This is a genomic window from Phyllobacterium sp. 22552 (assembly GCF_052044585.1).
Taxonomy (GTDB): domain Bacteria; phylum Pseudomonadota; class Alphaproteobacteria; order Rhizobiales; family Rhizobiaceae; genus Phyllobacterium; species Phyllobacterium ifriqiyense.
In genome coordinates, this window is sequence record NZ_JBQENG010000002.1 from 298,874 (window position 1) to 325,248 (window position 26,375).

Genomic DNA, 26,375 nt, shown 5'->3' on the forward strand with positions numbered 1-26,375 from the left:
TTGTGATCAAGGTCGAAAATATCTGAACAATGCCGCTCCCTGATGCTGGCGCTAATCCAAGCGCCGCATTTCAAGGAGATCAACATGCCAGGATTTTTTGCTTCGCTTATTCTGCTCTTTACCACTCTTACGCCTGTCGCCACAAAGGCCGAGACCGCAGCTCAGCTGGATATGACGAGGATCAAGCAGGTGACGATAACCGGCGAGAGCAGCCGTTTGGATTTCACCACTCTAGACACGGTTCCCTATGCGGCGACTATCACAGGGACCAGGACAAGCTGGCTTGCCAGTTGGTATTCGAATTGGTTCTCGAACCGCTGCGAAACGAAAACGACCACTGAAATCAAAGATCAGACATTAACAATCGACGTTACAGAATCTCCTCTTCTCAGCCTTTCTGATTGTGAAGTTGGGATTATCGTCAATCTGCCCAAGGGCGCTGATATCAGCATTGAGCAACACGCTTTGCTTGCGCGTTTTTCCGGTGAGTATCGCAGCATTCGCATCAATGCAAATGCAGCCGATTTTTCGCTGGACGGTTATGCCTCCAGGCTCGACATCAACGGCGATGCAGTGCGCAGCGACGTTCGCTTTGAGCGAAGCAGCAATAACGAGACCATCCGTCTGGAGTCCCGCGCGCTTGATGCCGCGTTCAGTTTTTTGAAGGACACGCCGATCAGCTATGCGGTTGATGCCAAAGCATCTTTTATCGATAGCAAACTTATGAACACCCCCGGTGCAAAACCCTCCATCGATATCAAGAGCGATTATGTCCGCGCGACAATTCGCTGAGGCCCGAAATCATTTTCAGATATCCAAAACAAGGAGTTTCACTATGAAGAAATTTGTGTTTCTCACCGGGCTCGCTCTCGTTACAACACTGCAAATCGCTCATGCTGACGACATGAATGTCGGGGTACGTGAATTCTTGTCCCCGTCAAAAGAAAGAGGCATCAATCTTCATGTTACAATCTGGTACCCAGCACAGATTGGCGGCGAGGAAGCGCTGCTTGGCAATACCCCGTTTTTTAGCGGCACCACCAGCATGCGGGATGCGCCAATACTGAAGGGCAAATTTCCACTCATTCTGCTTTCCCACGGCACAGGTATTGCAGGGAATGCAGGAGCCACAAGCTGGATTGCCGCTTCGTTGGCGAAACATGGTTACATTATTGCCGCGCCAAATCATCCCGGCAACCAGAGTGGAAATAGATCGGCGGGTGAGGCAATGAAGCTTTGGCTACGGCCCGCGGATTTTACGTCTACGTTGGATGCCCTCAAAATAAGTACAGCGTTTCAGAATAAAATTGACTGGGAGAAAGTCGGGGCGCTTGGTCTCTCCATGGGCGGATATACGGCCCTTGCAGTAGCCGGAGCCAAGGTGAACCAGCAACGGCTGGCATCTTATTGCGACAACGGCTCGAGCAACAACTCTTTGTGTGAATGGATCAAACAAAGCGGCGTCGACCTTCACACGATGAATCTGCAGCCCGCAGGCCAAAACTACCGAGACAATCGAATTCGATCAGCAGTCGCAGTTGATCCCGCAATGGTGGGGACGCTAACCACCGAAAGCATTGCCAGCATCACAATTCCGGTCGATTTGATAAACCTGGGACGTAGCGGAGAGGTTCCACCAACGGTAGATGTGTCACAAACGGCGAAGCTCATCCCTCACGCACGTTACTCGACGATTGATGGCGCTAATCATTTCAGTATGTTTGCGGAATGCAAAGCCGGTGCATCCGAAGCTTTGAAAGCTAAAGGTATCACCGAAGCACTTTGTGACAATGTCGAAGGACGACCGCGCGGCGAAATTCACGCGCAGTTAATCAACATGGTTGCTGCCGCCTTCAAACGGACTTTTAACACTGAGCAGTAGAGGTGAGTGGCTCCGACATCAGGATTGGATTTCGGAACCATCCTTTTCGGCATCTGTGCTGGTACTGGCAGCATCCGCCGCTTCAAAACGTTTCCATGCCCTGTAGCTGAACGGCAAGGTCAGGAAGAAGGCGATTGTCGTCAATGTTAGCGTTTCCCATGTGTAACTCATCAGGAATGCCACATAGACCACGATAAACAGGAAGGTCGGCATGACCCAATCTGAACGAAGCTTGGTGCCTGCTGCCTTTCCGCTATAGACCGGTAAGCGGCTGATCATCAGCACCGCCACACCCACCGTATAGGCTGCTGCTATAAAGGCGAATGTACGCGTGGGAACAAGACCGAGGAAGCCCAGATAAACCGGCAACATGACCAGCATGGCGCCTGCAGGAGCAGGAACGCCTGTAAAGAAGTTATTCTGCCATAGCGGTTTGCCGACGACGTCAAGCATGACGTTAAAGCGGGCGAGCCGCAAACAACAGGCAATGCAATAAAGCAGCGCCGCAATCCAGCCGAAGGATCGCGCCTGATCAAGCATATAGGCATAAAGGACCAAAGCCGGTGCAACGCCGAAATTGACGATATCAGCAAGCGAGTCCATCTGAGCGCCGAACTTGGATGAACCCTTCATCATGCGGGCGATGCGCCCGTCTATGCCGTCAAGGAACGCAGCCAGCAGAACCATTGAAACGGCCAGCTCGAATCTGTTTTCAAATGCCAGCCGGATACCGGTCAGCCCGGCGCAGATGGCCAGAACTGTGATGACGTTGGGCATGAGGTAACGCAGGGGAATGCGCGTGCCTTTCGGTTCGGCATTCTGATGTTTCTCGTCAAACAACGGGTCTGTTTCTTGCTCCAACGGCATTGATTAGCTTATCCGGACCAGAGGTGCGCTTGGCGCGCCACCAAATTCAGCAACAACCGTTTCGCCGCCGACAGCCGTTTGGCCGACTGCAACACGCGGCACAAATCCCTGCGGCAGATAGACATCGACGCGAGAGCCAAAGCGGATCAGGCCAAAGCGCTCGCCGATTGAGATTGAGTTGCTTTCATCGACCCAGCACACAATGCGGCGGGCAACCAGACCGGCAACCTGCACAACGGCTACCTCGCCATTGGGGCTTTCGATAACCAGACCATTGCGCTCATTTTCCGCACTGGCTTTGTCGAGTTCCGCATTGAGGAACTTGCCGGGTTTATGGACGATAGTGGAAATTCGGCCGCGAACCGGAGCGCGATTGATATGGCAGGAAAAAACATTCATGAAGACGGAAATTCTGGTCATTTCCGCATCACCCAATCCAAGCTCGCGCGGTGGCACTGCAGGCCCAACAGCCGAAACGAGGCCATCCGCCGGGCTTATAACCAGCTTGTCATCGGTGGGGGTTACGCGCTGGGGATCACGATAGAAATAAATGCACCAAGCGGTCAGTATCAGGCCGATCCAGAACAATGGGCCCCAAAGATAACCAAGAATGAGTGTGGCAACGGCGAAACCCGCAATGAAGGGATAGCCTTCCTTATGGATGGGCACAAAAGTATTACGGATCGTATCAACAAGGCTCATTCATCTATCCCTGATTATGCCAGCATCATATGTCGCGAAACGCCGTAGGCTATGTCGTTACATGACGGCTATTTTTCAACGAGTTTTCGCGTTCTTATCGGAGATTGGCCGCCGGGGCAAACCATTCACGCGGGCATTGCAGGCTTTCCACGGACAACCACTCCAAGATCGTCCTCGGCCTGTACGCGGCGCAACCGCTCTTCGGCCTCGGTTGCCTCGCGTTGGCGATTCCACATTGACGCATAAAGGCCTTTAATTTTCAGCAGCTTGGTATGTGTACCACGTTCAGCAATCACGCCATCCTTCAAAACAATGATTTCATCTGCGCCGATAATGGTCGATAGCCGGTGGGCGATAACAAGGGTCGTCCGGTCACGACTGACCAAATCAAGTGCCGACTGAATTTCATGCTCGGTGGCGCTATCCAGAGCAGACGTCGCCTCGTCAAGTATGAGGATGGGGGGCGCCTTGAGGATCGTCCGAGCAATGGCAACACGCTGCTTTTCGCCGCCGGAGAGCTTTAGCCCGCGTTCACCGACCATGGCTTGATAGCCCTCAGGCAAAGTGTTGATAAATGGCCCGATCTGCGCAAGCTCGGCGGCATTACGCATTTCCTCGTCGGTAGCGCTAACTCGGCCATAGCGGATGTTGTAGGCAATAGAGTCATTAAAAAGCACAGTATCCTGCGGCACCATACCAATGGCTGAGCGCAAGCTTTCCTGCGTCACATCGCGGATATCCTGCCCATCAATGCTGATCGAACCACTTTGTATATCGTAGAAGCGGAATAGCAGGCGCGACAGCGTTGATTTGCCCGCGCCCGATGGACCGACGATAGCCACGGTCTTGCCTGCTGGCACCTCAAAGCTGACACCCTTCAAGATCGGGCGCTTTGGATCATAGGCAAATTGCACATTGTCAAAGCGGACCGTGCCACGATCAATCTGCAAGGCCTTTGCATTAGGCTTGTCTTTCACTTCCTGCTCGACATCAAGCAGATCAAACATCTGTTCAATATCAGTCAATCCCTGACGAATTTCCCGATATATAAAACCAATAAAATTCAACGGGATGGAAAGCTGCATCAACATGGCATTGATGAAAACAAAATCGCCTATTGTCTGGGTGCCTGCCATGACCTCCCTGCCCGACATGATCATCATGACCGCCATGCCGATACCGAAAATCACCGCCTGACCGAAGTTCAACCAACCGAGCGAAGTCCAGATGCGCGTCGCGGAAACTTCGTATCGCGCCATTGCCCCATCAAAGCGGGTTGCTTCCATGGTTTCATTGCCAAAATATTTAACGGTCTCGAAGTTCAACAGCGAGTCGATCGCCTTGGAATTGGCATCGGTGTCGGATTCGTTCATGTCGCGGCGAATATTGATCCGCCAGTCACTGGCGCGCACTGTGAACCAAGTATAAAGCCAAACAGTAGCTACGACGACCGCCACGTAAGACAGGCCATAGGTGAACGCAAATATCACTGCGGTCATCAGGAATTCGATGATCGTCGGGGCTGTATTGAGGATTGTAAAACGGACAATGGTTTCAATGCCCTTTGTTCCACGCTCGATGATGCGCGACAGACCACCGGTGCGGCGCTCGACGTGGAAACGCAGGGATAGTTCGTGCATATGAACAAACGTCTTATAAGCGAGTTTGCGCACGGCATATTGACCGACACTGGCAAAGAGCGCATCGCGCAACTGGTTAAGCCCAGCTTGAACAATACGCGCCAGATTATAGGCAGCAACCAGCATCAGAGGGCCGATGAGCAAGACTGGCAAAAGTTCGGAAACTTCCAGTTTGCCGTTCAACGCATCGGTTGCCCACTTGAAAAAGTAAGGAACCAGGATCAATACAATTTTGGAAATGATGAGGTAGACCGTAGCCCATACGACCCGCATGCGCAGATCTGGACGTTCAACCGGCCACATATAGGGCCAAAGGTTGCGGATTGTCTGGAAAGTTTTTCCAGACTCGGATGATACGGTCTTTTCGGGCACGTCTAATCCTCAAGCATGTTTTCGCGCCAGACTTGCGGCTGCGGTGGAATGATTTTTTGTGGTGGACAGCAGAGCTCTGCCATTTTGTTTACAAGCATTGCAACGTGAGCGAATGCTGCCGGGTCAATGCTGTAATGCGAGCTTTGACCGGACTGGCGATAACGAACCAATCCAGCTTCAACCAAAATCTTGAGATGCTGCGAAACCGTCGATTGAGCAAGGTCGAGACCAGCGACAATATCCTTGCAGCACGATGCATCCAGACATGACAGCTGACGGACAATGCGCAGACGAGCCGGATGGGCAAGCGCGGCCAGGATACGGGCGTTCTCAATGTCTTCAAAAGATTTTTGGCAAGTCATCGTATATCGTCGATAAACGATATATATCGCAAACGCAATCCTACCCGCAAATCTTTTGCGTAAAACCGCCGGAATACAGCAGATATTTTCTATTGGACGGCGGGTTTATCCGTTTCAGGCAAGGCGAACACTTGTCCAGGAAAAATCCGGTTTGGATTGCGTATCTGCTCTTTATTGGCAAGATAGATGGTGGTGTAACGCATTCCCTCGCCATAGGTCCGGCGCGAAATCCGCCACAGATTATCACCCCGGCGAATAATGACCGAGCCCTCAACACTTTGCAGTGGTGCGGCAGCATCACCTGTTGCAGCTTGCGCTGTCGCGCTCTCGGCCTGTACAGGCTCATCGGCTTTCGGCGCGGCTGCGACGGCCGATACTCGCTCGCCTGCCTCACGTTTGAAAGGTACGGCGGATCTGGCAAGAACGGTAACACCGTCAGCCGCAAGCATATCGGCGCGAACGATATAGTCGCCAACTGCCAGCTCCTTTACGGTCTGAACAAGAAAACGCCCTTCCGGCGTTGTCATTGTTGATCCCAGCAAATCGCTGTTTGCGTAAACCTTCACGGTCAAGCCTGCTTCGGCAGTGCCAGCGATGAAGAGCTTGTTGCCTTCGATCTCGACAGCTTCCACAGCAATACGGGCTTTAACGGCTGGCTGAACAACGGGCTTGTCGCCCTTCGGGGCAGCAGTGACCACTGCCTGTGCGGCATCGGGCGCGGGCGTGGCCGCTGGTGTCGTGATCATGCGGCTTGGCTGGCCCGATTGCTCGACAAGAGCCAACACCTGTCCGGTTTTGGATTCAGGAATTGATACGATTGCGGTTTCAATCGAAGTCATGGCTGTCCCGCTGGCTCCGGTTGAACGCAGCACAAGCTGATAATCGCCGGGCTTCAACGGATCTTCGAGAACAATAACAAAGTCGCCACTTTCATTGGATTTTGTAGTGCCAATGACTTTAGAGCGTGAGAGCAGATCAACAGTGGCATTGGCCGACGCCTTGCCCGCAATGACAATCGACCCGGTCGGCTCGACACGCAATACATCAAAAGTGGGTGCGCCAGAGCTTGGTGGAACTGTTGTCAGTTCCGGTTGCGGCATTGCTGCTTGCTGTGTCAGGGCAGTGCCCGTGGAAGGCACCGAAGCAGCCGGTTCGGCCGCTGGCTCTGTTGGTGCCGCAGGCTTCACCGAAGTGTCAATATTAGCAATTGCGGCTGGTTTATCAGCGTCTGTCTGACCCGAAATATCTGCCAGATAAAGCGCAACCAACCCCGCGGCAACAACGGCGCTGACCCCCAATAATGCAATTCGTGTGCTGAGCATTGTTTTTCTACCCTCTTGTTCTTTTTTGCTCTAGCGCCTTTTATGCTCCTCTACAAGAAACGACGCAAATCCGGCCTACTATACTTTTAATTCAGCCAAAGCGGTAGGGTGTCCCGATTTGTCGCGCTTGACTGTCAGCAAAGCAAAAGGCACCAAGAATATATGAGCAAGATTCGATCCATTTGTGTTTACTGCGGTTCCTCGCCGGGCCGTGATCCAATTTACAAACAAAGCGGCAAGCTGCTTGGAAACTCTATAGCCGAGCATGGCCTTGAGTTGATCTATGGCGGCGGCACAAAAGGTATTATGGGTGCAGTCGCCGATGGCGTCATGTCGGCAGGCGGCAAAGTGACCGGCATTATTCCGAAATTCCTTATGAACAAGGAAGCCACCGAGCATTCACTGCAGCAGCTGTCAGAGTTGATCGTCACTGAGGACATGCACCAGCGCAAACACAAGATGTTCGAGCGTTCCGATGCTTTTGTCACCCTCCCCGGTGGTATTGGAACTGTCGAAGAAATTGTCGAGATCATGACCTGGGCGCAGCTTGGCCGTCACAAAAAGCCGATGGTTTTTGCGAACATCAATGGATTCTGGAATCCGATGCTGGCTCTACTTGATCACATGAAAGCCGAGGGGTTCGTGCACACGTCACATTTGGTCAATCCAATTGTGGTAGACAGGCCCGAAGATATTGTACCCGCAATCCTCAGCGCTGCGTCGAGGGGGGATCGGGAAGGCAATGAAGCGATCATCGAACGCCTCTGACGGAATGAAAGGGTCAGCATCATCGACACGCTCGATCCCAAACATTTATCGCCTCGAACCGACGATTTTGTCATAGTCCATGATTTTGATACCGGCGGCTGCCTGATTACGAAATCTGCAGTGGATAGTAGCTGGTCATGGAAAAGTTACGCGCTGGTAGATGTACGCGCCAAACGTAACTTGGAAAACGACGACGACCTCCCGGAAGCGGTCAAGGAAACCTTGCTCGCTGCGGGCGACCAATATCAGATAAGCTATGAAGACGGCTGGCTTTTCGGCGAACTTCCCGACCTGCAGCACGAGCATTATGGCGATGCACGCAAACTGGGTTATTTCCGCTTCGCTTTAAACGAGAAACTATTCATTAGCGGGCGCAGATACCCTCTGCAGTCGGTCGATGATGTCCGGCAGTTCATATTGCGGGACAAGATCAGACTTGAAACTCCGCTGGATCTGTTCCACGCCATATTTCGGCGTTTTCTTGAATTGTTGAAAGCTGAAATAGCAAAACTTGCCGAGACGCTCGACTCAATCGAAGATCATATCGTCGGCGATAATTGGCAAGGCGAACGGGAGCGGCTTGTACCCGTAAGGCGCCAGATCGTACTGTTTCATCGCCATTTAACCGCGGCCACCGGCATTTTTCGCCATATCGACCATGCTGACCGGCGTGCATTTCCCGAGAACCTCGATGATCTGATCGAAGGCCTGTCTCGCAGAGCCGAAACGCTGCATGCAGAGGGAGAGCAATTGCAACAGCGGGCTCGGCTTTTGCAGGACGAACTGATGGCAAAGCTATCCGACCAGTCCAACCAGTTTCTCTATATTTTGTCGATCATGACCGCCGTCCTGTTGCCCACAACAGTGATCAGCGGCTTGTTCGGCATGAATACCGGTGGATTGCCATTTCTGGAAAGTCCGCACGGTTTCTGGATCGTGGCTTTTGTAGCGCTGTTTATTTCAGTGATGGTTTATCTGTTTGTTCGCAAGATTGGCGGTTCGCGGCGCTAGGCCGCCGTAGCGGGGCGAGCTTTGCGCGCTTCGTGCAACATGGACCACGTATAGATGGCCAAAGCCGACCAGATCAAAGCAAAAGCGATGAACTGGATGTGTGAAAATGGTTCGCCAAATACAAAGATTGCACTCAGAAACACAATAGTCGGCGCAGTATATTGCATCAGGCCAATCGTGGTGTATCGGAGCAGTTTCGCACCAAAGGCATAAAGGATAAGTGGAACGGCGGTTGCCGGACCGGCGAAAAGCAACAGAGCGATATCATGCGTATTGCCCTGCATGAAATGGCTAGTGCCCTGAATGATAGTCCAGCCGATCAGAGCAAGCGATGGGATCGACAAGATCAAAACTTCCAGCATGAATCCCTGCGTCGGGCCAATAGGTAGAGTTTTGCGGAAGAACCCATAGAATCCGAAGCTGAATGCGAGGACCAGCGATATCCACGGCAAGCCACCTGAATAAATGGTGAGGAGCAGCACGGCGCAAGCTGCCAGCGCAACGGCCACCATTTGGGGCTTGGATAGACGTTCGCCGAGAAACACTGCACCCAGAACGACATTGACCAGCGGATTTATATAGTAACCCAAGGCCGTATCGATCGCATGGCCAGAGCCGATGGCCCAGACATAAGTGCCCCAGTTAACAGTGATCAGACTGGCGGTTAGTGTAGCCATCGCCAGCATGCGCGGAGTTGTCAAAGCGACCTTGAGATCGCCAAACAGGCCAAGCCACCAGAGCAGGATACCGGCAATCGGCACAGACCAGACAATACGATGTGCGACCACTTCCAGCGCAGGAATATGAGCGACGGTCTTCAGATAAAACGGAAGGACGCCCCAAAGAAGATATGCTGAGAGAGCAAAAAGAAAGCCTTTCTTGCCATCGGACATTCCCGGCAAAGGCACGGATTGCATTGCATCATTCATTTTTGCTTGTTCGCTCATGGAGCGAAGTCCTAGACTTCAGCCTGCACTGCGTCCATTGAATTCGAATGATCGTAACATCAACCCATTTGATGTTTTGGCTCTTTTCTAGTCAAATCAATCTATTCCGCGGCAATTTTTCCTGCAAGATCGCGATTTTTCATCAATTTATAGACCACAGAGTCCATTAATGCCTGAAAAGACGCATCTATGATGTTGTCGGAAACCCCGACTGTCCACCATCTGACATTGGTGGAATCTGTCGATTCTATCAAAACCCGGGTAATCGCTTCCGTACCACCATTGAGAATACGGACCTTGAAGTCCGCCAATACGAGATCGTTGATCTCATGCTGATAGCTGCCCATGTCCTTGCGCAAGGCAAGATCGAGAGCGTTGACCGGCCCGTGCCCTTCGGCCACCGACATACGCATTTCGCCGTCGACTTCCATGCGAACCACAGCTTCGGAGACAGTTTTTATATTTCCATTGGCATCGAAGCGGCGCTCGACCATACAGCGGAAGGAATCCACTTTGAAAAACTCAGGCACTGTGCCAAGCGTGCGCCGGGCCAATAGCTCGAAGCTGGCATCGGCACCCTCATAGGCATAACCTTCAGCTTCGTGTTCTTTGACGAGCGAAATCAGCGTATCAAGACGCGGATCGGTTTTGCTGACAGAAATGCCGCGCCGCTCCAGTTCGTTGATGAAATTGGACTTGCCGCCTTGGTCAGAAACCATGACCTTGCGGCGATTCCCCACCGTTTCCGGCGGAACATGTTCGTAGGTCGCTGGCTCTTTGATCAGCGCAGAAGCGTGAATTCCCGCCTTTGTGGCGAAGGCGGAAGAGCCTACGAAAGCGCCCTGCGCGTTTGGCGCACGGTTAAGCAGTTCGTCGAAACTGCGCGACAAGCGCGACAGCCCCTTCAGCTTTTCGAGGCTGATACCGGTCTCGAAGCGATCCGCCCATGCGGGCTTGAGCATCAATGTCGGGATGATAGTGATTAGATTGGCATTGCCGCAGCGCTCTCCGATACCGTTAAGCGTGCCCTGCACGTGGCGGACGCCAGCATCAATGGCAGCGAGCGAGTTTGCGACAGCTTGTTCCGTATCATTATGCGCGTGAATGCCCAAATGGTCACCCGGAATGATTTTCGTGACCGCCTTGACGATCGCCGTCACTTCAGCAGGTTGCGTACCGCCATTGGTATCGCAAAGAACCACCCAGCGAGCACCAGCATCATAGGCGGTCTTGGCACAAGCCAACGCATAGTCAGGATTTGCCTTGTAACCATCAAAGAAATGTTCACAGTCGACAATGGCTTCCTTGCCCGCGCTGACAGCGGCTTTCACTGACGCGTCGATGGACTCGAGATTTTCTTCGTTCGTGCAGCCGAGCGCAACGCGAACGTGATAATCCCAACTCTTGCCAACGAAACAAACCGTATCAGCCGAAGAGCCAATCAGCGCTGTGACACCGGGATCATTTGAAACAGAAACGCCGGCGCGTTTTGTCATGCCGAATGCGGCAAACTTTGCATGGTTTGTGCGTTTTTCGGCAAAGAATGCTGTGTCGGTCGGATTCGCTCCGGGATAGCCGCCTTCAACATAGTCGAAGCCAAACTCGTCCAGCATAGCCGCGATTACTTTCTTGTCTTCCACCGAGAAATCAATGCCAGGTGTCTGCTGGCCATCGCGCAAGGTGGTGTCGAAAAGGTAGATGCGTTCTTTGCTCACTTGTGCGTCTCTTCCGCGGGCCATCTGTCTGTATCGAAATCCGGATGCTGATACGAAATCATGGTTTTCAGGAAATCGATGGATTCCGGATCGCCTTCGGACGTATATCCGGGCAAAGACGAGAGATCATCGACATAAGGCAATTTGCCTTCGAGTCCCCATTGAACAGTCGGCGCTAGTTCTTCCGGTTCATCAAAGGCGCCGATGGCAAGAGCTATACCATCGGGCGCTTCATAGGTCAGCGGTGTTCCGCAGTCGGCGCAGAATCCCCGCTTGACGTGGTTGGACGACTGAAACCGTTTTGGTTCGCCTCGCGTCCATGTCAGATCGGTATCCGTTACCGAAACCAGCGGCGCAAAGAAATTGCCGAATGCTTTCTGGCACATGCGGCAATGACAGATCGATGGGCTCCCCAACGCGCCAGTAGCGCGGAACCGTACGGCCCCGCATTGACAGCCTCCGGTGTAGACTGGCTTGTTATCCAAACTCACCGCTTCACCTCCCAGCTTGTCACACGTTCACCCGTGACCGCATCCTTGCCATCTTTGAGCTGAATGCCCTTTTCCAACAATTCATAACGGATAGCGTCTGCTTCAGCAAAATCGCGTGCACCGAGCAGTTCCAGCCGTTGCATTACCTTAGCTTCAATCTCTGCGGCGAATTCAGACGACACTTCGTCGGCATCACTACTCAAATCAATGCCGAGTAATGCAAATATTGCCTTATAAGCTGCGGGATCCAGTGACCGGGATTTGCGGACTGTAGCCAGCCAGTTGATAAGGCCCGGTGTTGCAAGATCATCAGACAATATCTCCAAAGCCTCATCGGGCACCCATCCGACAGCGGCAGAGCCTGCATATTCCCGCGCTTTGGCGAGGATATTCTCAGCTTCTTCTAGCCGATTGATGGTGAAATCAATCGGCTCGCGATAATTGGTCATGAGCATAGCCAATCTCAAAACATCGCCCGGCCATTTGCGATCGCCAAATGTCGTCGTCTCCAGCAATTCGTTGATGGTGAAAAAATTTCCGACGCTTTTCGCCATCTTCTGGCCCTCAACCTGGAGGAAACCATTATGCATCCAGATATTGGCCATCCGATCCGTGCCGAATGCGCAGCATGACTGGGCGATTTCGTTTTCATGATGAGGGAAAACGAGATCAATGCCACCTCCGTGAATATCAAAGATATTCTTCATCGGATCATCGCAGCGCAACCCACCGCCGAAGGGCTCAAGCAGCTTGGCCATAGCCATGGCAGAGCACTCTATATGCCAGCCGGGACGACCGAGACCATCAATCCCCGCCGGTGACGGCCAACCGGGCTCACCTTCCCTGGAAGGCTTCCACAAAACAAAGTCCATCTCGTCGCGCTTATACGACGCAACGTCGACGCGGGCACCTGCGAGCATGTCATCTGCGGAGCGCCGTGCCAAAAGCCCATAGCGCGGGCCCCTCGCCGCATTCATCGCAGAGGGTGAGAACAGCACATGTCCGTCAGCAACATAGGCAACGCCGCGCTCTACCAGCCGGTCGATCATCGCCACCATTTCGGCAATATACTCGGTCGCCCGCGGCTGCGCCGATGGCTCCAGATTGCCAAGCGCAGTCACATCGGCCTGAAACTGAGCGTTCGTAGCTTCCGTCACCTTTCGAATAGCTTCGTTCAGTGGCAGATTCGGAAAATCCCGGGCGGCACGCGCGTTAATCTTATCGTCGATATCCGTGATATTGCGAACGTAAGTGACATGATTTTCGCCGTAGGTGTGACGCAAAAGCCGAAACAGCACATCAAAGACAATGACAGGTCTGGCATTGCCGATATGGGCGTAGTCATAGACTGTCGGGCCGCAGACATACATGCGCACATTTTTAACGTCGATTGGCTCGAACTTCTCCTTCGAGCGTGTCAGCGTATTGTAAAGGCTAATGTCATGCGGCATGGGTCATCTCAATTTCAGGTTCAAGGATGTACAGAATATCAACAGACGGGTCGCTTGACCGGCATATTTGCATCTTTGGTACTGGAAATTTGAGATGAAAACGACCGGGCCAGCAGGAGCTAGCTGATAATGGTCCGACAGGTGATAATAATCGTAACTGACAACGTTTTCATGATGTCTTTATGATTGAGCGCAAGCCAATCGTCAAGCACCGGCAATTGGAAGCTGGTGTGGCAAATTTGTCGGGATCACATTGGTTAATGCAAATTAACCGGAAAGCCTAAAATCCTCCCGGAAAGTGCCTTTTTTCCGGCCAATTTGAACGGGATTCCTGTCTCTTATGCGAAAGGGGAATAGGCCCCGCCCAAAAGGACCAGACCCATGATACCGACACAACAGACTGCAAAGCCGCGAGAGAGTATCTTTGCCGACCACCTTGCCCTGCAATACCGCGCCATCGGCCCGGCAGCCATTCAAGCCGCAGTACTCAACACTGTCCGTCAGCGTCCGCCTTTGAAGCTCGCTTCAATTGTTCAGGAAACGGACTAAAAGACTAAGCGCGATCCCCGCCATGACAAGGCCGATGATAACATCGAGCACGCGCCAGGCAGCCGGACGGGCGAACACCGGTTGCAGCAGCCTCGCACCATAGCCGAGGCCGAAAAACCAGACGAAGGATGCAATCGCCGCGCCAGCGCCATAAGCCGCGCGGTTAGCCCCTTCGAAGCGGGCCGAGAGGCCCCCAAGCAAGACAACTGTATCCAGATAGACGTGCGGATTGAGGAATGTTAGCGCCAATACGGTGCCAATAGCAGCCTTCAGCGAGCTACTGCCAAACCGTGCAGCCTGCATTGCCTCTGGGTGCAATGCACGCCGGAATGCTACCGAGGCATACCAGAACAGGAACAGAGCGCCTCCAAGCGTTACGAATGAAATGAGTTTGGGCGACTGGGCTATCAATGTGCCAAGCCCGGCAACACCTGCTGCAATGAGCAACGCATCGGACAATGCACAGATCAGGCTGAGAATAAACACATGCTCGCGCAACAATCCCTGACGCAGTATGAAGGCATTTTGAGCGCCGATGGCAATGATCAGCGATCCGCCAAGAAGAAAACCGGAAAGTGCGGCTGAAAGCATTCGAAGATATCCTGATAAACCTGGGCGAATTAAAAAAGCTTCATCTGCGTATCAGGTTCTTCGGGTTTGTTGCGAGCGGATTTTTTGGGCTCGCTCAATTTTTCAAGCACCCTTTCCTGAATATCCGGCCCGGTATTGGCAACCTTGTTGACCTTGTCGGATACGGGAATGGCTTCAAAAAAGTCCGCTTGCGCTGGCTTCAATAAATCCGAAACATGGCGTGGCTCCTGTGTCTTGCAATCGAGCCAGCGAGCAAAATCCTTTTGCTCGATGATCACAGGCATACGATCGTGAATGTGACGAATATCGTCATTGGCACGCGTCGTAAGTATGGCTCCAGTGTCCATTTCCGAGCCTTCGGCATTAGCCCAAGGCTCATAAAGTCCGGCAAAGGCAATGATGCCGCCATTGCGCGGTCTGATCCAGTAAGCTTGGGATTTTTTGTCCCCGCTGCGACGCCACTCATAAAAACCTGATGCCGGAATGAGAGCCCGGCGATGGCGCATAGCGGTCTTGAAAGAGGCCTTCTCGATTGCAGTTTCCGACCTCGCATTGATCATCAATGGGTAATCGGCAGTATTTTTCACCCAGCCCGGAATAAAACCCCAGCGGACAAGCAGCGCTTTGCGATCCGAACGATTGCTGCCAGGGGGCGGAGTTTCGCCGCTTATCACCATGAGGATTGGCTGCGTCGGGGCAATATTGAAACGTGGCGGAAAATCTTCAAGCTCCATGAGCGCAAGATAGGCCGCTATTTCTTCAGGTGTCCCAAGGAGTGAAAAACGTCCGCACATATTAACCTGCTTCCACGCTGCCGCGACCTTCGTCAATGCACCACTTGCTCAACTACCGCCATCTTGTCAAACGGACTTGCAAGGCTTACCGCTTGGATATGGACCAAATTCCACTTTCCCCAACTGTCGATGGCGTATCGGTCGTATGCATCCGCGACGGTGCATTTCTTCTGGTTGAGCGTGGGCGCGATCCTTCCAAGGGCTGGCTCGCCTTTCCCGGCGGAAGACGAGAGGATGATGAGACGCCGCAGGAGGCGGCAATTAGAGAATTGCACGAGGAAACCGGCCTCGCTGCGGCGATGGTCACCTATCTTACGACAGTGACATTCGATTACTCCACGCCTGAATTTCCCTCCCCCAGACCATTCCGCCTTGCTGTTTTTCGAGCCCATGATGTTCTTGGGGAAGCAATTGCTGCCGATGACGCGGCAGCAGTTCATTGGTTGCGGTATGAAGAAATGACCGGATTTGACGTTACGGAAAGTGTGCTTGACGTTGCACGGGAACTTGCGCGGGACTTCGAAAGCTGAGGGTATCCCACCAAACTGCCTTGAAGATGCCTTGCTTTCAGGACACAAGGGTTTGGGGAATTCAGCTCAAGGCAATTTTGTGCGTCGAACAGCGTTTATCATATTGGCATTGATGGGAATTTCGTGCGCTGTTCCAGCCTATGCAGTCGATCCTCTTTATGAAACCAAATTGATAAGACTGGCGGAAGTGTTGGGCTCGATCCACTCTTTGCGCAATATATGTGGTGAGAACAGCAGCCAATGGCGCGACAGAATGGATGCACTGCTTCTGGCCGAAAATCCAGATCCAGTGCGAAAGGCGCGTTTGATTGCCAGTTTTAACCGGGGATACAGGACCTTCAACGAGACCTATTCGGCCTGTACAAGCCAGGCGATTGCGGCGATTGACCGCTATGAACAGGAAGGAACAAAGCTTTCTTCCGAAATCGTATCGGGATATGGAAATTAACCGGGCTTTAACTGTTGAAGCCAATGAACCGCATTTTAAGCAAAACCTATGGTATTGTTTAGTGGCACTTTAAGAATTGGCTTCGGCCAAGGATGGTACATCATGAACATGACCTCGACAGATATTGATAAATTGGTTGCTGAAGAGAAAAAACTCGTAGCGATCGAATATCAGAATGAAGTCTGGGCTGATGGCACGCTTGAAGGTATCGAACCGGAGATCATGGCTGAAGCAGCATTTGCCACCGCGCTGATCGAACTTATCCGCGATAACGGGGAAGTGTCCGCGTTGGCCTTGCTCGAAGCCTTGCGCGAACGTATCTCTGCTGGCGAGTTTTCGACGAATCGCATTCTGCAGTAGTTAAATTCCGGGTGACATTCATGCTTGAAAAGCATCTTTCCGCTTATCCTTTCGCCAGAACCATCATGCTGGCGACAGCGGTATGCGCATTGAGCCTACCTGCATGGTCTGCAAATTCAGGTGCGTCGGTGCAACTTGCATTGAGCGAAATCAAAAAGGAAGAACTGCCCAAGGCGGCAGAGCCTGCAAAGCCTGACGCGAGCCAGCCAACTGGCGAAACACAGACACCCCCGCCCGCATCATCAGATACGCCAGGTGCAGCGCCCACCGAGCCTACGGCGGAAGATGGCGCCGAGGGTGCCAAGGCTACCAATCCAGCAATGCCCAATGCGAAGGATGGAGCGGAAACACCAGAGGTCCAGTACGATCTCACCAAGCTACCCTTCCCCGTACAAAAGATGCATCAGCTTATTCTCGAGGCTGCGAAATCGGGCAATATTGAAGCGCTGCGGCCACTTATCGGGTCTGGTGACGATGTAACCATGCTTTCGCTAGCCGAAGTCGATGGCGACCCGCTGGCCTATCTGAAAAGTCAGGCAGGCGATCCGGATGGGCAGGAAATACTTGCAATTTTGGTTGATGTGCTGGAATCAGGATTCGTGCACATCGATGCAGGTACAGCAGACGAATTATACGTTTGGCCCTATTTCTTTGCCTATCCGTTGGATAAGCTGGATGCAAAACAAAAAGTTGAGCTCTTTCAAATCGTTACTGCTGGCGACTATGATGAAATGAAGCAGTTCGGCACGTATGTATTTTATCGTCTGGGTATCACTCCGAAAGGCCGCTGGCGCTTTTTCGTGACCGGCGACTGATTTTTCAGATTTATTTTCATTGGATGTCACATCCGGCAATGCTGTCTCGTCTCGTATTCAGGCAACTGAATGCCACACAGGAGACAGATGATGAAAGCCAGATTAAATCCTATAAGTTTTGACGCTCTCAAGCCGATGCTTGTCATGAGTGAAGGCGTTGAAGGTAACGGCCTTGAAAAAAGCCTGCAAGAACTCGTCAAGATGCGTGCATCCCAGATCAATGGCTGCGCCTATTGCCTCGATATGCATTCCAAGGATGCGCGTAAGCATGGCGAAACCGAGCAACGCATTTATTTGCTGAACGGCTGGAGAGAATCTCCATTATATAGCGATCGTGAGAGGGCTGCCTTGGCCTGGACAGAGGCGTTGACTCTGGTCTCGCAAACCCATGCGCCCGATAGTGATTATGAAGCCCTGAAGCTGCACTTCACTGAGGAGGAAATTGTGAAATTGACGATGCTCATTGTCACCATCAACGGTTGGAACCGTATTGCCATCGGGTTCCGCTCCATACATCCGGTAGCAAAAGCCAGTGTCGCAGCCTGACGACACGCTAGAAGCGTTCAACCGCCTGAGGCCTCGGCTGACCCGGATTGCATATCGCATGCTCGGGTCAGTCGCAGAGGCAGAGGATATTGTTCAAGAGAGCTTCATTCGCTGGCACAAGACCAACAAGTCGAGTGTTCGCAGTGAAGAAGCTTTTCTTGTCAGCATAATTACGCGCCTTTGCCTTGATCATCTGAAATCGGCGCGTGTGCGCAGGGAAAGATATGTAGGAGATTGGCTGCCGGAACCGATATTCAATCCGCTCGAAGAAGAGACCGAAGGTGACATTACGCTGACCCTTATGATGGCACTAGAACGGCTGTCGCCCCTCGAACGTGCCGCTTTTTTGCTGCATGACGTGTTCGGCCAGGATTTCAAGCAGATTGCCCAGACTATCAATCGGGATGCTGCGACTTGCAGGCAGCTCGCAAACCGGGCGCGCAATCATATACAAAAGGCCAAGCCGCGGTTTCCAGTTTCGGATGAACAAGGCAGTAGAATTGCCGCCGCGTTTTTTAATGCGTCACGCACTGGCGACACACAGACACTTCAAACCCTTCTGGCAGATGACGTCGTTATGTATGCTGATGGCGGTGGAGTTAGGCTTTCGGTGGTCAAGCCAATTTACACAGCTGAGAACATAATGCGCTTTTTCGAGGGCGTTTCACGCCGTGCAGATTTCGAGCTTCCAACTCTGCTATTTGAAGGCCTGATTGATGGCTTGCATGGCTTTGCTACGATGGAGTCTGATGACCTGCCACAAACAACCGCTCTGGAAATCGAGAACGGGAAGATCAAGGCCATCTATGTCGTGCGCAACCCGGAAAAACTTGGACATTTGCAGTTTGCGAAATTCCCGGCAAAGGGTACAGCTTGAGGCCACTCTTTTTGAATTCACAGGTGCCCAATGAAGACGCTGACAATGTACCAGGTGGATGCATTCACCACCGAGCTTTTTCGCGGCAATCCGGCAGCAGTGCTTGTTCTTGACGAATGGCTGCCGGTTGAAACCATGCAGAACATTGCCGCCGAGAATAATCTTGCAGAAACTGCCTTTGTCAAACGCAACGCAACTGGCTGGGATTTACGCTGGTTTACGCCAGTTCACGAAGTGAATTTCTGTGGTCATGCCACCCTTGCCTCATCCCATGTGCTGCTGCATGAGCTGGGCATAAAAGGCGAATTGGTTTTTGAGACAAGGGTCGGAGCCCTGCGCGTCAACAAAAAGCAATCAGCCTATCAGCTCGATTTTCCAAGCTTTCCGCCAGAGCCAGTGACCAATCTCCTCCCCGCGCTAAAAGATATTACCGCACGGGAAAATATCACGGCATTTCAGAATTTCGAGAATGTCTTCATTGAGCTTGAAAATGAGCAGGCGGTGCTTGATTTTGTTCCCGACCTGCCGAAAATTACAGAACTTGACCCGTTCGGACTGGTGATTACCGGCAAAGGTGAAGAGCATGATTTCGTATCGCGCTATTTTGTACCCCATGCCGGCATTCCGGAAGATCCGGTAACCGGATCAATACATTCAACGCTTGTGCCGTATTGGGCCGCGAAGCTTGGCAAAAATCATTTGTCCGCGTTTCAACGCTCAAAGCGTGGCGGACACTTGCTCTGCGAGCTTGCTGATGATCGTGTACTGATCAGCGGTGCAGCGGTGACGTTCATGAAGGCAGAGATTTATCTGCCTTGAAGTGCCTCACCAAATAGCACCGGCTCGCCTTGTGAGGGAGTGACGATCTCCCCCTCCCACATGACTTTAATGCCGCGCACAATAGTGCCTACAGGCCAGCCTGTGACGATCTTGCCGTCATAAGGAGTCCAGCCAGCCTTTGAACCCACCTGCTCATTGGTAATAGTCTCGCGGCGCTTCATGTCGACAATTGTCAAATCCGCATCATAGCCTACGGAGATGCGACCCTTGCGAGCCATACCGAACAGGCGATTTGGACCATGCGAGCTAAGATCGACAAAGCGTTCAATGGAAAGGCGTCCGGCATTTACGTGGTCGAGCATGATCGGCACAAGTGTCTGCACGCCGGTCATGCCGGATGGTGACGCAGGATAGGGTTTGGACTTTTCTTCCAATGTGTGGGGCGCATGATCTGAGCCAAGCACGTCAACGATTCCCTGCCCGATTCCTCTCCAGACACCATCGCGATGACGGGCGTCGCGCACCGGTGGATTCATTTGAAGCAAGGTTCCAAGCGTTGCATATTGGCTGGCATCAAGCGTCAGATGATGCGGCGTTGCTTCACAGCTCGCCACATCCTTGTGTTGAGCAAGGAAGTCAATTTCCTCAGCGGTGGAAATGTGCAAAACATGGATACGGGCACCGGTTTCACGGGCAATCCGTACCAGACGCTCGGTGCATTGAAGAGCTGCAATCTCATCGCGCCAGACCGGATGCGAGGACGGATCATTCGGGACGCGGAAGCTTTCGCGCTCACGCAGCCGGAACTCGTCCTCGGAATGGAATGCAGCGCGGCGGCGGGTATTTCTGAGGATTGAACGAACACCCTCATCGTCTTCAACAAGAAGATCACCGGTAGAGGAACCCATGAAAACCTTGATGCCTGCGGCACCTGGCAGACGCTCCAGTTCAGGAACATCATGCGCATTGTCACGCGTACCGCCAACCCAAAAGGCGAAATCGCAATGCATGCGATGCTTGCCGCGACGGACCTTGTCTTCGAGGGTTTCGGCTGAAGTCGTCAACGGCTTGGTATTGGGCATTTCGAAAACCGCCGTGACACCGCCAAGAACGGCCGAACGGGATCCACTTTCCAGGTCTTCCTTGTGTTCGAGGCCGGGCTCACGAAAATGCACCTGGCTGTCGACGACGCCGGGAAGAATATGCAGGCCAGTCGCATCGATGATTTCGCCCGCCGATGCGGTGCCCAGATTGCCGATGGCCGCAATTCGCCCATTGATGATACCGATATCGCGCAAACCGACGCCATCCTGATTGACAACCATGCCGCTTCGATAAATCGTGTCGAATGTTTGAGCCATTTGCATCTCCTTCACCTTGCGAACCCGTCCCGAGCGGATTACGTAACAGGAACAGATAAGGCAAGGATAATGCAATGCCATCGGCACTTTTAAACGGAAGAGCGATCCTCAACGTTACAGGCGAAGAAGCAGAGAGCTTCCTGCAAAACCTGATCACCACAGATCTCGATAATCTGCAAAGAGGCAAACTCAGACCTGGGGCCCTTCTGAGCCCTCAAGGCAAGATCATGTTCGAGTTTCTGATTTCACGATCGGCCGATGGCTTGCGTCTCGACATTTTGCAGTCTGTGATCGATGATTTTGCCAAGCGTCTGAGCCTCTATAAGCTGCGCGCCAAAGTACAGATTTCCATTGATTCTGAATCGCTTGTGGCCGTTTCATGGGGAAGTGAGTCAAGCGTCTCAGAATCTGATTCTACGGTTCGGGATGAGCGCTTTCCTGGCGACCTCAACGTTTGCCGCCACTATGGCGATACCGCTATCAATGGCGATGTCGACGCGTGGACGCGTCTGCGGATTGCTCATGGTGTGGCCGAAGCACCTATGGACTATGCGCTGGGTGATGCCTTTCCGCATGACATCAATTTCGATCAGATCAATGGTGTTTCGTTCAAGAAGGGCTGCTTTATCGGCCAGGAGGTCGTTTCCCGGATGCAGCATCGCGGAACTGCACGACGGCGAATCCTTATTGTCGACAGCTTGATGGACCTGCCCCCAACAGGAACATCCATAACGGCAAATGGACGTGAGCTGGGTACGATGGGAAGCGCTGTCGGACCGAGCGGATTGGCGCTTGTCCGTATCGACCGCGTTAAAGATGCGATCGATAGTGGAACTCCCATTTTGGCAGGAGATATTGCTATCGACCTTGCCATTCCACCCGAACACCGGTTTACATTTCCCGTGACTGCGCAGGAAGCGTAACCAGGGAATTATAATGTCAGAAAGGGCCGCGCCCAGACAGGACCATTCAATCGAGCCGGAAATGCGGGCTTGGCAGCGCATGTTGTCGGGCCGACGCCTAGATTTGCTTGATCCATCGCCACTGGATATCGAGATTGAAGACATAGCACAGGGCCTCTCACGGGTAGCCCGCTGGAACGGCCAAACGACAGGCGAACATGCTTACTCCGTCGCTCAGCACTCGCTATTGGTGGAGGAAATATTTGGCCGCCTCTTCCCGCAGATAACAACCGAGCAAAGACTGATCGCACTTTTGCATGACGCCCCGGAATATGTCATTGGCGATATGATTTCGCCGTTCAAAGCCGTGGTCGGAGGCGATTACAAGGCCGTTGAGTTGCGATTGCAGCACGCCATACATTTGAGGTTTTCGCTCACTCCGATCATCAGTCAGGAGCTTCGCAGGCAAATAAAACGCGCCGATGCCGTGGCCGCATATCACGAAGCGACACTGCTCGCGGGTTTTTTGCCCGATGAAGCAGTCCAGTTTTTCGGACGCCCGCGTGGTATTGACCCGCAAGGTCTGGACTTGACACCACTTCCCACACAAAATGCCCAGAACGCGTTTTTATTGCGCTTTGCTGCGTTAGATCAACAGCGCATCAAAGGATAGACTATGCCGCATCTCATTGTATCACCCGTCTCGCGTATCGCTGAAACAGCGTCACGTTTTGGTGTTAGGGATATGCTCACTCTCATGAATGTCGGCTCGCAATTCAACCGACCGGTAGAGATTGAGGAAACACGCCATTTATTCATTGGTTTCAATGACATCACAGAGCCATCTGATGGAATGATTCATCCCTCTGTCGATCATATCAGTCAGTTTATCGAGTTTGGGCGGCGCTGGGATCGAGAAGCCCCCTTGCTCATTCATTGCTATGCCGGGATCTCGCGTTCTACTGCTGGAGCTTACATTACTGCACTCGCACTCAATCCGGATTTGGACGAAACCAAATTGGCGCAAACACTCCGCCGCAATGCTCCATCTGCAACGCCGAATGCTTTGCTGGTTGCGCTTGCTGACGATCTGCTGGATCGCAGAGGACGCATGGTGGACGCGATAAAGGCCATTGGCCGCGGCGAAGACGCCTTTGAGGGCACCCCCTTCATTCTTCCGCTAACGGTAGACACATGACGACCGCGCTCAATGCAGTTGAAATCAATCTGAGTGCAGCAATCGCTGCTGTCGCCAATAATGATCCTCTTATCTTGACGACCTCTTCCAGTGGCCAACCGGAAAGAGATGAATTGCCCTTCGGTCCATTCAACCCACTTGAACATCGCACTTTTGAAACCGGCTTGCGCGAATGGGTGGCCGAGCAAACGCCGCTCCAACTCGGATATGTCGAGCAGCTTTATACTTTCGGCGATCGGGGCAGGCACAAAACGGTCGAAGATCGCGGATTGCACGTTGTTTCTGTCGGATATCTTGCACTTACCCGCATTTCCGAAAATAGCAGCGAGCAACTTCGCAAATCAGGCGCACGCTGGCGAAACTGGTATTCCTTTTTGCCGTGGGAAGACTGGCGCGGCGGCAAGCCCGCCATGATCGACGAAGAAATTCGCCCTGCCTTGCAGGAATGGGCGGAGGCAAACGCATTACCGTCTCGGCTAAGCCGTTTTCGCATGGCCTTTGGTGATGAGAATATAGCTTGGGATGAAGAACGCGTGCTTGAGCGCTATGAGCTTTTATATGAGGCGGGACTTATCGAGGAAGCGATACGCGACGGGCGGGCTGACAGAACTCCTGCACGCTGCCTGCCCGGCCTCGCCATGAGCTTTGATCACCGCCGCATCTTGGCAACGGCGATCTCCAGACTGCGTGCGAAGCTGAAATATCGTCCAGTAGTCTTTGAACTGATGCCGCCCGCCTTCACCTTGACGGCACTGCAAGAGACCGTTGAAGCTATTTCCGGACGTCATTTACACAAACAGAACTTTCGACGGCTTGTCGAAACCACGGAATTGGTGGAGCCGACCGGTGCTGAGCAGATACAAGCACGGGGGCGTCCCGCCGCACTTTACCAGTTCCGGCATAACGTTCTTGAGGAGCGAAGTGTAGCGGGCCTCAGGGTTGGTAACCGGTCATAGGAGCTGCAAATGAATGACAAGCCTACATCCATGAACGCCGACGGCATTTTCGAGCCATTTTCCTCGGAGGACGTTCCGGTTGAAGAGTGGTCGCAAGGCACACGCTTCGGCAGCACCTATCGGTATTTATCAGGATTTGGCGGCTCAACCCATGTTGGGGTTCAGCTTGAAGAACTTTCACCGGGAATGGAATCGAGCCTCAACCACTATCACATGCTTGAGGAAGAGCATGCCTTCGTTCTCGAAGGTGAAATGACTTTGAAGCTTGGCGATAAGACATATGTCATGAAGGCAGGGCACTATGTCTGCTTTCCCGCCGGTCAAAAAGCTGGGCATTCATTTTACAATCACAGCGATGCACCCTGCCGTTTCCTGATGATCGGAGAGAAAAACCCTAATGAGGTGTTGTTCTATCCGGAAAATCAACGTGTCGGCGTCCGCCTTATGGGCGAAGGCTATGTGCGATCCTCCCAGATTGAATACTGGGAGCGTGTCGATACGGATAAGCCGGGTTAAGCTTTGGCCGGAACAATACGGATAACATTGCCCCAAGGGTCAATGATCTCACGCTCTTCCTTTGCATCCGCCGAGCTGAACTCAGCCCAGGCCAAGCCGGATCGATCATTGTCACGGCGTCCGGCTCCCCGGCTCTGCCAGGCATTTGCAGCCACGTGGTGATGATAGCCGCCTGTGGACATGAACACAGCACCGGCACCATAGGCAGCAACGGTTTGAAGACCAAGCTCCTTATGCCACCATGCTTCAGCTTCCTTGGCGTTGCCGACCCGCAAGTGGAGGTGGCCGACCATGGTTCCATCTGGAGCAGCTGTCCAAGGCTGGGCTGTGGCTTCGGTCAGGAGATTGCCGACATCCAGCGGTTCCGTTGCCATTGTCACAGCAGAGCCATTCCATGTCCATTTTTCATGCGGGCGGTCAGCGTAGATTTCAATGCCGTTACCTTCAGGATCGGTCAGGTAGATCGCCTCGCTGACCAGATGGTCCGATGCACCGACAATAGGTGTGCGCTGATCAATCGCGCGCCTCGCCCATCGCGCCAGATCAGCCCGCTCCGGCAGCAGAAAAGCTGTGTGATAAAGTCCGGCGCTTTGCGGATCATCGGCACGGACGGTGGCCTGTTCTATTTCAAGCAGCGGCGTTTCGCCGGCACCCAGTATGATCGATTGTCCCTTGCGTGAGATTTCGCGCAGGCCCACCACATCCTGATAATAGCTTGAAAGCAGATCAGCATCCTTGGCTTTTATGCCAATCTTCGACACATAAGTCGGGGCTGTTGCAGCAAAAGATACGTCCGTCATTTTTGCCTCCGCGCGCGTACTGGCCACCGTTCCGACAAGGGCTAAAGTTCCACCAACCAGTTCCCGGCGTGTAAATTGCATCGTACTTCGCATTGTTCGTTTCGTTGTGATGAAAATCGGCTTTCACCCCCTCCTGCACAAGAGCCGTGGCGGCGAACAGGCTGTTCGCAAATAGTGAACTATGAAGCGAACATTGTTTACCGGATCGAGAGGGATCCCGTTGTGTTCGATATTGCGAAATAGGCGCAACTTTCCTAAATACGGCACATGAAAGTTAAAGATACCGATATTCTTATCATTCCCGGCTACACAAATTCCGGTCCTGATCATTGGCAAAGCCGTTGGGAAAGCAAGCTTTCCACAGCGCGCCGGGTCGAGCAGACCGAATGGTCAAAGCCGGTTCGTGAAGATTGGGTTGCAGCAGTTGCCAAGGCAATAAATGAGGCAACACGCCCCGTCGTGGTGGTCGCTCATTCTCTCGGCGTGCCCACATTTATCCATGCTCTTCCTCATGTCGGCGATAAGGTCAAAGGCGCATTTCTGGTTACGCCTCCAGATGTTTCCAATCCGAAAATCCGGCCGAAGCATCTCATGACCTTCGGCCCCTACCCTCGCGAGCCCTTCACATTTCCGTCGATGGTGGTTGCAAGCCGGAATGATCATTATTGCAGCTATGAAGTTGCCGACGATCTGGCGGCGGCTTGGGGATCAGTGATTGTGGATGCTGGAGAGTCCGGTCATCTCAATTCGGAGTCCGGTCATGGGCCTTGGCCGGAAGGAACGATGGTCTTTGCGCAATTCCTCTCCAAGCTTTGATCAATG

The 26,375-nt window shown here is 52.8% G+C and carries 31 protein-coding genes; 18 read left to right on the top strand and 13 right to left on the bottom strand.

Annotation, left to right across the window (positions count from 1 at the left end; genetic code table 11):
* Window positions 1-84: 84 nt before the first annotated feature.
* Both ACTJI9_RS05590 and ACTJI9_RS05595 read left to right on the top strand, forming a co-directional pair.
* Window positions 85-792, top strand: a complete 708-nt coding sequence (locus tag ACTJI9_RS05590; RefSeq protein WP_440806542.1) for a hypothetical protein — start codon at window positions 85-87, stop codon at window positions 790-792.
* A complete protein-coding gene (locus tag ACTJI9_RS05595; RefSeq protein ID WP_440806545.1) occupies window positions 737-1,882 on the top strand; it encodes an alpha/beta hydrolase family protein in 1,146 nt (381 codons plus the stop codon). Before ACTJI9_RS05590 ends, ACTJI9_RS05595 begins: the two co-directional genes overlap by 56 nt.
* A gap of 18 nt (window positions 1,883-1,900) precedes the next feature.
* Here ACTJI9_RS05595 and pssA read toward each other — a convergent pair whose 3' ends face one another.
* The 5 genes from pssA to ACTJI9_RS05620 form a co-directional block, all read right to left on the bottom strand.
* Entirely contained in the window at window positions 1,901-2,749 is an 849-nt protein-coding gene (gene pssA, locus ACTJI9_RS05600) for a CDP-diacylglycerol--serine O-phosphatidyltransferase (protein ID WP_115051808.1), read from the bottom strand.
* Window positions 2,750-2,752: 3 nt separating this feature from the next.
* Complete coding sequence (locus ACTJI9_RS05605; RefSeq protein ID WP_115051809.1) at window positions 2,753-3,451, bottom strand: phosphatidylserine decarboxylase; 699 nt, start codon at window positions 3,449-3,451, stop codon at window positions 2,753-2,755.
* A gap of 125 nt (window positions 3,452-3,576) precedes the next feature.
* On the bottom strand, window positions 3,577-5,394 hold the full coding sequence (locus ACTJI9_RS05610) for an ABCB family ABC transporter ATP-binding protein/permease (protein WP_370878861.1): 1,818 nt from the start codon (window positions 5,392-5,394) through the stop codon (window positions 3,577-3,579).
* 71 nt (window positions 5,395-5,465) lie between these two features.
* Entirely contained in the window at window positions 5,466-5,825 is a 360-nt protein-coding gene (locus ACTJI9_RS05615) for an ArsR/SmtB family transcription factor (protein ID WP_115051811.1), read from the bottom strand.
* Between the two features lie 89 nt (window positions 5,826-5,914).
* Window positions 5,915-7,147 (bottom strand): LysM peptidoglycan-binding domain-containing protein, encoded by a 1,233-nt coding sequence (locus ACTJI9_RS05620; protein ID WP_337353800.1) that lies wholly within the window; start codon window positions 7,145-7,147, stop codon window positions 5,915-5,917.
* A 162-nt stretch (window positions 7,148-7,309) separates the two neighbouring features.
* Here ACTJI9_RS05620 and ACTJI9_RS05625 point away from each other — a divergent pair, with 162 nt between their 5' ends.
* Window positions 7,310-7,915: a TIGR00730 family Rossman fold protein gene (locus ACTJI9_RS05625; protein WP_115051813.1), complete on the top strand. Its 606-nt coding sequence runs from the start codon at window positions 7,310-7,312 to the stop codon at window positions 7,913-7,915.
* A 120-nt stretch (window positions 7,916-8,035) separates the two neighbouring features.
* Window positions 8,036-8,926 (top strand): CorA family divalent cation transporter, encoded by an 891-nt coding sequence (locus tag ACTJI9_RS05630; RefSeq protein WP_162802415.1) that lies wholly within the window; start codon window positions 8,036-8,038, stop codon window positions 8,924-8,926.
* Here ACTJI9_RS05630 and rarD read toward each other — a convergent pair.
* The 4 genes from rarD to cysS form a co-directional block, all read right to left on the bottom strand.
* Window positions 8,923-9,873: an EamA family transporter RarD gene (gene rarD / locus ACTJI9_RS05635; RefSeq protein WP_440806551.1), complete on the bottom strand. Its 951-nt coding sequence runs from the start codon at window positions 9,871-9,873 to the stop codon at window positions 8,923-8,925. The genes ACTJI9_RS05630 and rarD overlap by 4 nt on opposite strands.
* Before the next feature lie 101 nt (window positions 9,874-9,974).
* Complete coding sequence (gene cimA, locus ACTJI9_RS05640) at window positions 9,975-11,588, bottom strand: citramalate synthase (RefSeq protein WP_354344938.1); 1,614 nt, start codon at window positions 11,586-11,588, stop codon at window positions 9,975-9,977.
* Window positions 11,585-12,079, bottom strand: coding sequence for a GFA family protein (locus ACTJI9_RS05645; RefSeq protein ID WP_115051817.1), 495 nt, complete (start codon window positions 12,077-12,079; stop codon window positions 11,585-11,587). Before ACTJI9_RS05645 ends, cimA begins: the two co-directional genes overlap by 4 nt.
* Window positions 12,076-13,530 (bottom strand): cysteine--tRNA ligase, encoded by a 1,455-nt coding sequence (gene cysS / locus ACTJI9_RS05650; protein WP_115051818.1) that lies wholly within the window; start codon window positions 13,528-13,530, stop codon window positions 12,076-12,078. The genes ACTJI9_RS05645 and cysS overlap by 4 nt, the downstream gene beginning before the upstream one ends.
* Window positions 13,531-13,911: 381 nt before the next feature.
* Here cysS and ACTJI9_RS05655 point away from each other — a divergent pair, with 381 nt between their 5' ends.
* Window positions 13,912-14,079, top strand: coding sequence for a hypothetical protein (locus tag ACTJI9_RS05655; protein WP_162802416.1), 168 nt, complete (start codon window positions 13,912-13,914; stop codon window positions 14,077-14,079).
* Here ACTJI9_RS05655 and ACTJI9_RS05660 read toward each other — a convergent pair.
* Together ACTJI9_RS05660 and ACTJI9_RS05665 are read right to left on the bottom strand one after the other, a co-directional pair.
* Complete coding sequence (locus tag ACTJI9_RS05660) at window positions 14,056-14,670, bottom strand: LysE/ArgO family amino acid transporter (protein WP_115051819.1); 615 nt, start codon at window positions 14,668-14,670, stop codon at window positions 14,056-14,058. The genes ACTJI9_RS05655 and ACTJI9_RS05660 overlap by 24 nt on opposite strands.
* A gap of 29 nt (window positions 14,671-14,699) precedes the next feature.
* Window positions 14,700-15,464, bottom strand: a complete 765-nt coding sequence (locus ACTJI9_RS05665) for an SOS response-associated peptidase (protein ID WP_440806555.1) — start codon at window positions 15,462-15,464, stop codon at window positions 14,700-14,702.
* A 98-nt stretch (window positions 15,465-15,562) separates the two neighbouring features.
* On the opposite strand from ACTJI9_RS05665, the gene ACTJI9_RS05670 reads away from it, so the two are divergent.
* The 7 genes from ACTJI9_RS05670 (at window position 15,563) to ACTJI9_RS05700 (ending at window position 19,859) form a co-directional block, all read left to right on the top strand.
* On the top strand, window positions 15,563-15,994 hold the full coding sequence (locus ACTJI9_RS05670; protein WP_440806938.1) for an NUDIX hydrolase: 432 nt from the start codon (window positions 15,563-15,565) through the stop codon (window positions 15,992-15,994).
* 112 nt (window positions 15,995-16,106) lie between these two features.
* Window positions 16,107-16,442: a TIGR02301 family protein gene (locus tag ACTJI9_RS05675; RefSeq protein ID WP_337353946.1), complete on the top strand. Its 336-nt coding sequence runs from the start codon at window positions 16,107-16,109 to the stop codon at window positions 16,440-16,442.
* 102 nt (window positions 16,443-16,544) lie between these two features.
* Window positions 16,545-16,802 (top strand): hypothetical protein, encoded by a 258-nt coding sequence (locus tag ACTJI9_RS05680; RefSeq protein ID WP_115051821.1) that lies wholly within the window; start codon window positions 16,545-16,547, stop codon window positions 16,800-16,802.
* A gap of 20 nt (window positions 16,803-16,822) precedes the next feature.
* The gene (locus ACTJI9_RS05685) at window positions 16,823-17,617 is read left to right on the top strand and encodes a hypothetical protein (RefSeq protein ID WP_440806557.1); all 795 of its coding nucleotides are present in this window, start codon (window positions 16,823-16,825) and stop codon (window positions 17,615-17,617) included.
* A 90-nt stretch (window positions 17,618-17,707) separates the two neighbouring features.
* Window positions 17,708-18,163, top strand: coding sequence for a carboxymuconolactone decarboxylase family protein (locus ACTJI9_RS05690; protein ID WP_440806940.1), 456 nt, complete (start codon window positions 17,708-17,710; stop codon window positions 18,161-18,163).
* The gene (locus ACTJI9_RS05695) at window positions 18,150-19,040 is read left to right on the top strand and encodes a sigma-70 family RNA polymerase sigma factor (RefSeq protein ID WP_440806560.1); all 891 of its coding nucleotides are present in this window, start codon (window positions 18,150-18,152) and stop codon (window positions 19,038-19,040) included. Before ACTJI9_RS05690 ends, ACTJI9_RS05695 begins: the two co-directional genes overlap by 14 nt.
* 30 nt (window positions 19,041-19,070) lie before the next feature.
* On the top strand, window positions 19,071-19,859 hold the full coding sequence (locus ACTJI9_RS05700; RefSeq protein ID WP_336440991.1) for a PhzF family phenazine biosynthesis protein: 789 nt from the start codon (window positions 19,071-19,073) through the stop codon (window positions 19,857-19,859).
* On the opposite strand, the gene ACTJI9_RS05705 is transcribed toward ACTJI9_RS05700, so the two are convergent.
* Window positions 19,847-21,181, bottom strand: coding sequence for a dihydroorotase (locus ACTJI9_RS05705; RefSeq protein WP_440806562.1), 1,335 nt, complete (start codon window positions 21,179-21,181; stop codon window positions 19,847-19,849). The two genes, ACTJI9_RS05700 and ACTJI9_RS05705, sit on opposite strands and share 13 nt — an antisense overlap.
* A 74-nt stretch (window positions 21,182-21,255) precedes the next feature.
* On the opposite strand from ACTJI9_RS05705, the gene ygfZ reads away from it, so the two are divergent.
* The 5 genes from ygfZ to ACTJI9_RS05730 are packed head-to-tail and all read left to right on the top strand — an operon-like array spanning window position 21,256 to window position 24,753.
* Window positions 21,256-22,104, top strand: a complete 849-nt coding sequence (gene ygfZ / locus ACTJI9_RS05710; protein ID WP_440806564.1) for a CAF17-like 4Fe-4S cluster assembly/insertion protein YgfZ — start codon at window positions 21,256-21,258, stop codon at window positions 22,102-22,104.
* A 13-nt stretch (window positions 22,105-22,117) separates the two neighbouring features.
* Window positions 22,118-22,756, top strand: a complete 639-nt coding sequence (locus tag ACTJI9_RS05715; protein ID WP_307283892.1) for an HD family hydrolase — start codon at window positions 22,118-22,120, stop codon at window positions 22,754-22,756.
* A gap of 3 nt (window positions 22,757-22,759) precedes the next feature.
* Window positions 22,760-23,281: a tyrosine phosphatase family protein gene (locus tag ACTJI9_RS05720; protein WP_337353790.1), complete on the top strand. Its 522-nt coding sequence runs from the start codon at window positions 22,760-22,762 to the stop codon at window positions 23,279-23,281.
* Window positions 23,278-24,237 carry an NUDIX hydrolase gene (locus ACTJI9_RS05725; RefSeq protein ID WP_336440987.1) on the top strand — a complete coding sequence of 320 codons (960 nt, stop codon included), beginning with the start codon at window positions 23,278-23,280 and terminating at the stop codon, window positions 24,235-24,237. The genes ACTJI9_RS05720 and ACTJI9_RS05725 overlap by 4 nt, the downstream gene beginning before the upstream one ends.
* Before the next feature lie 9 nt (window positions 24,238-24,246).
* Window positions 24,247-24,753 (top strand): cupin domain-containing protein, encoded by a 507-nt coding sequence (locus ACTJI9_RS05730; RefSeq protein ID WP_336440986.1) that lies wholly within the window; start codon window positions 24,247-24,249, stop codon window positions 24,751-24,753.
* On the opposite strand, the gene ACTJI9_RS05735 is transcribed toward ACTJI9_RS05730, so the two are convergent.
* Window positions 24,750-25,634, bottom strand: a complete 885-nt coding sequence (locus tag ACTJI9_RS05735) for a VOC family protein (RefSeq protein WP_435530185.1) — start codon at window positions 25,632-25,634, stop codon at window positions 24,750-24,752. The two genes, ACTJI9_RS05730 and ACTJI9_RS05735, sit on opposite strands and share 4 nt — an antisense overlap.
* A gap of 186 nt (window positions 25,635-25,820) precedes the next feature.
* Here ACTJI9_RS05735 and ACTJI9_RS05740 point away from each other — a divergent pair, with 186 nt between their 5' ends.
* A complete protein-coding gene (locus ACTJI9_RS05740) occupies window positions 25,821-26,369 on the top strand; it encodes an RBBP9/YdeN family alpha/beta hydrolase (RefSeq protein WP_440806568.1) in 549 nt (182 codons plus the stop codon).
* Window positions 26,370-26,375: the final 6 nt, after the last annotated feature.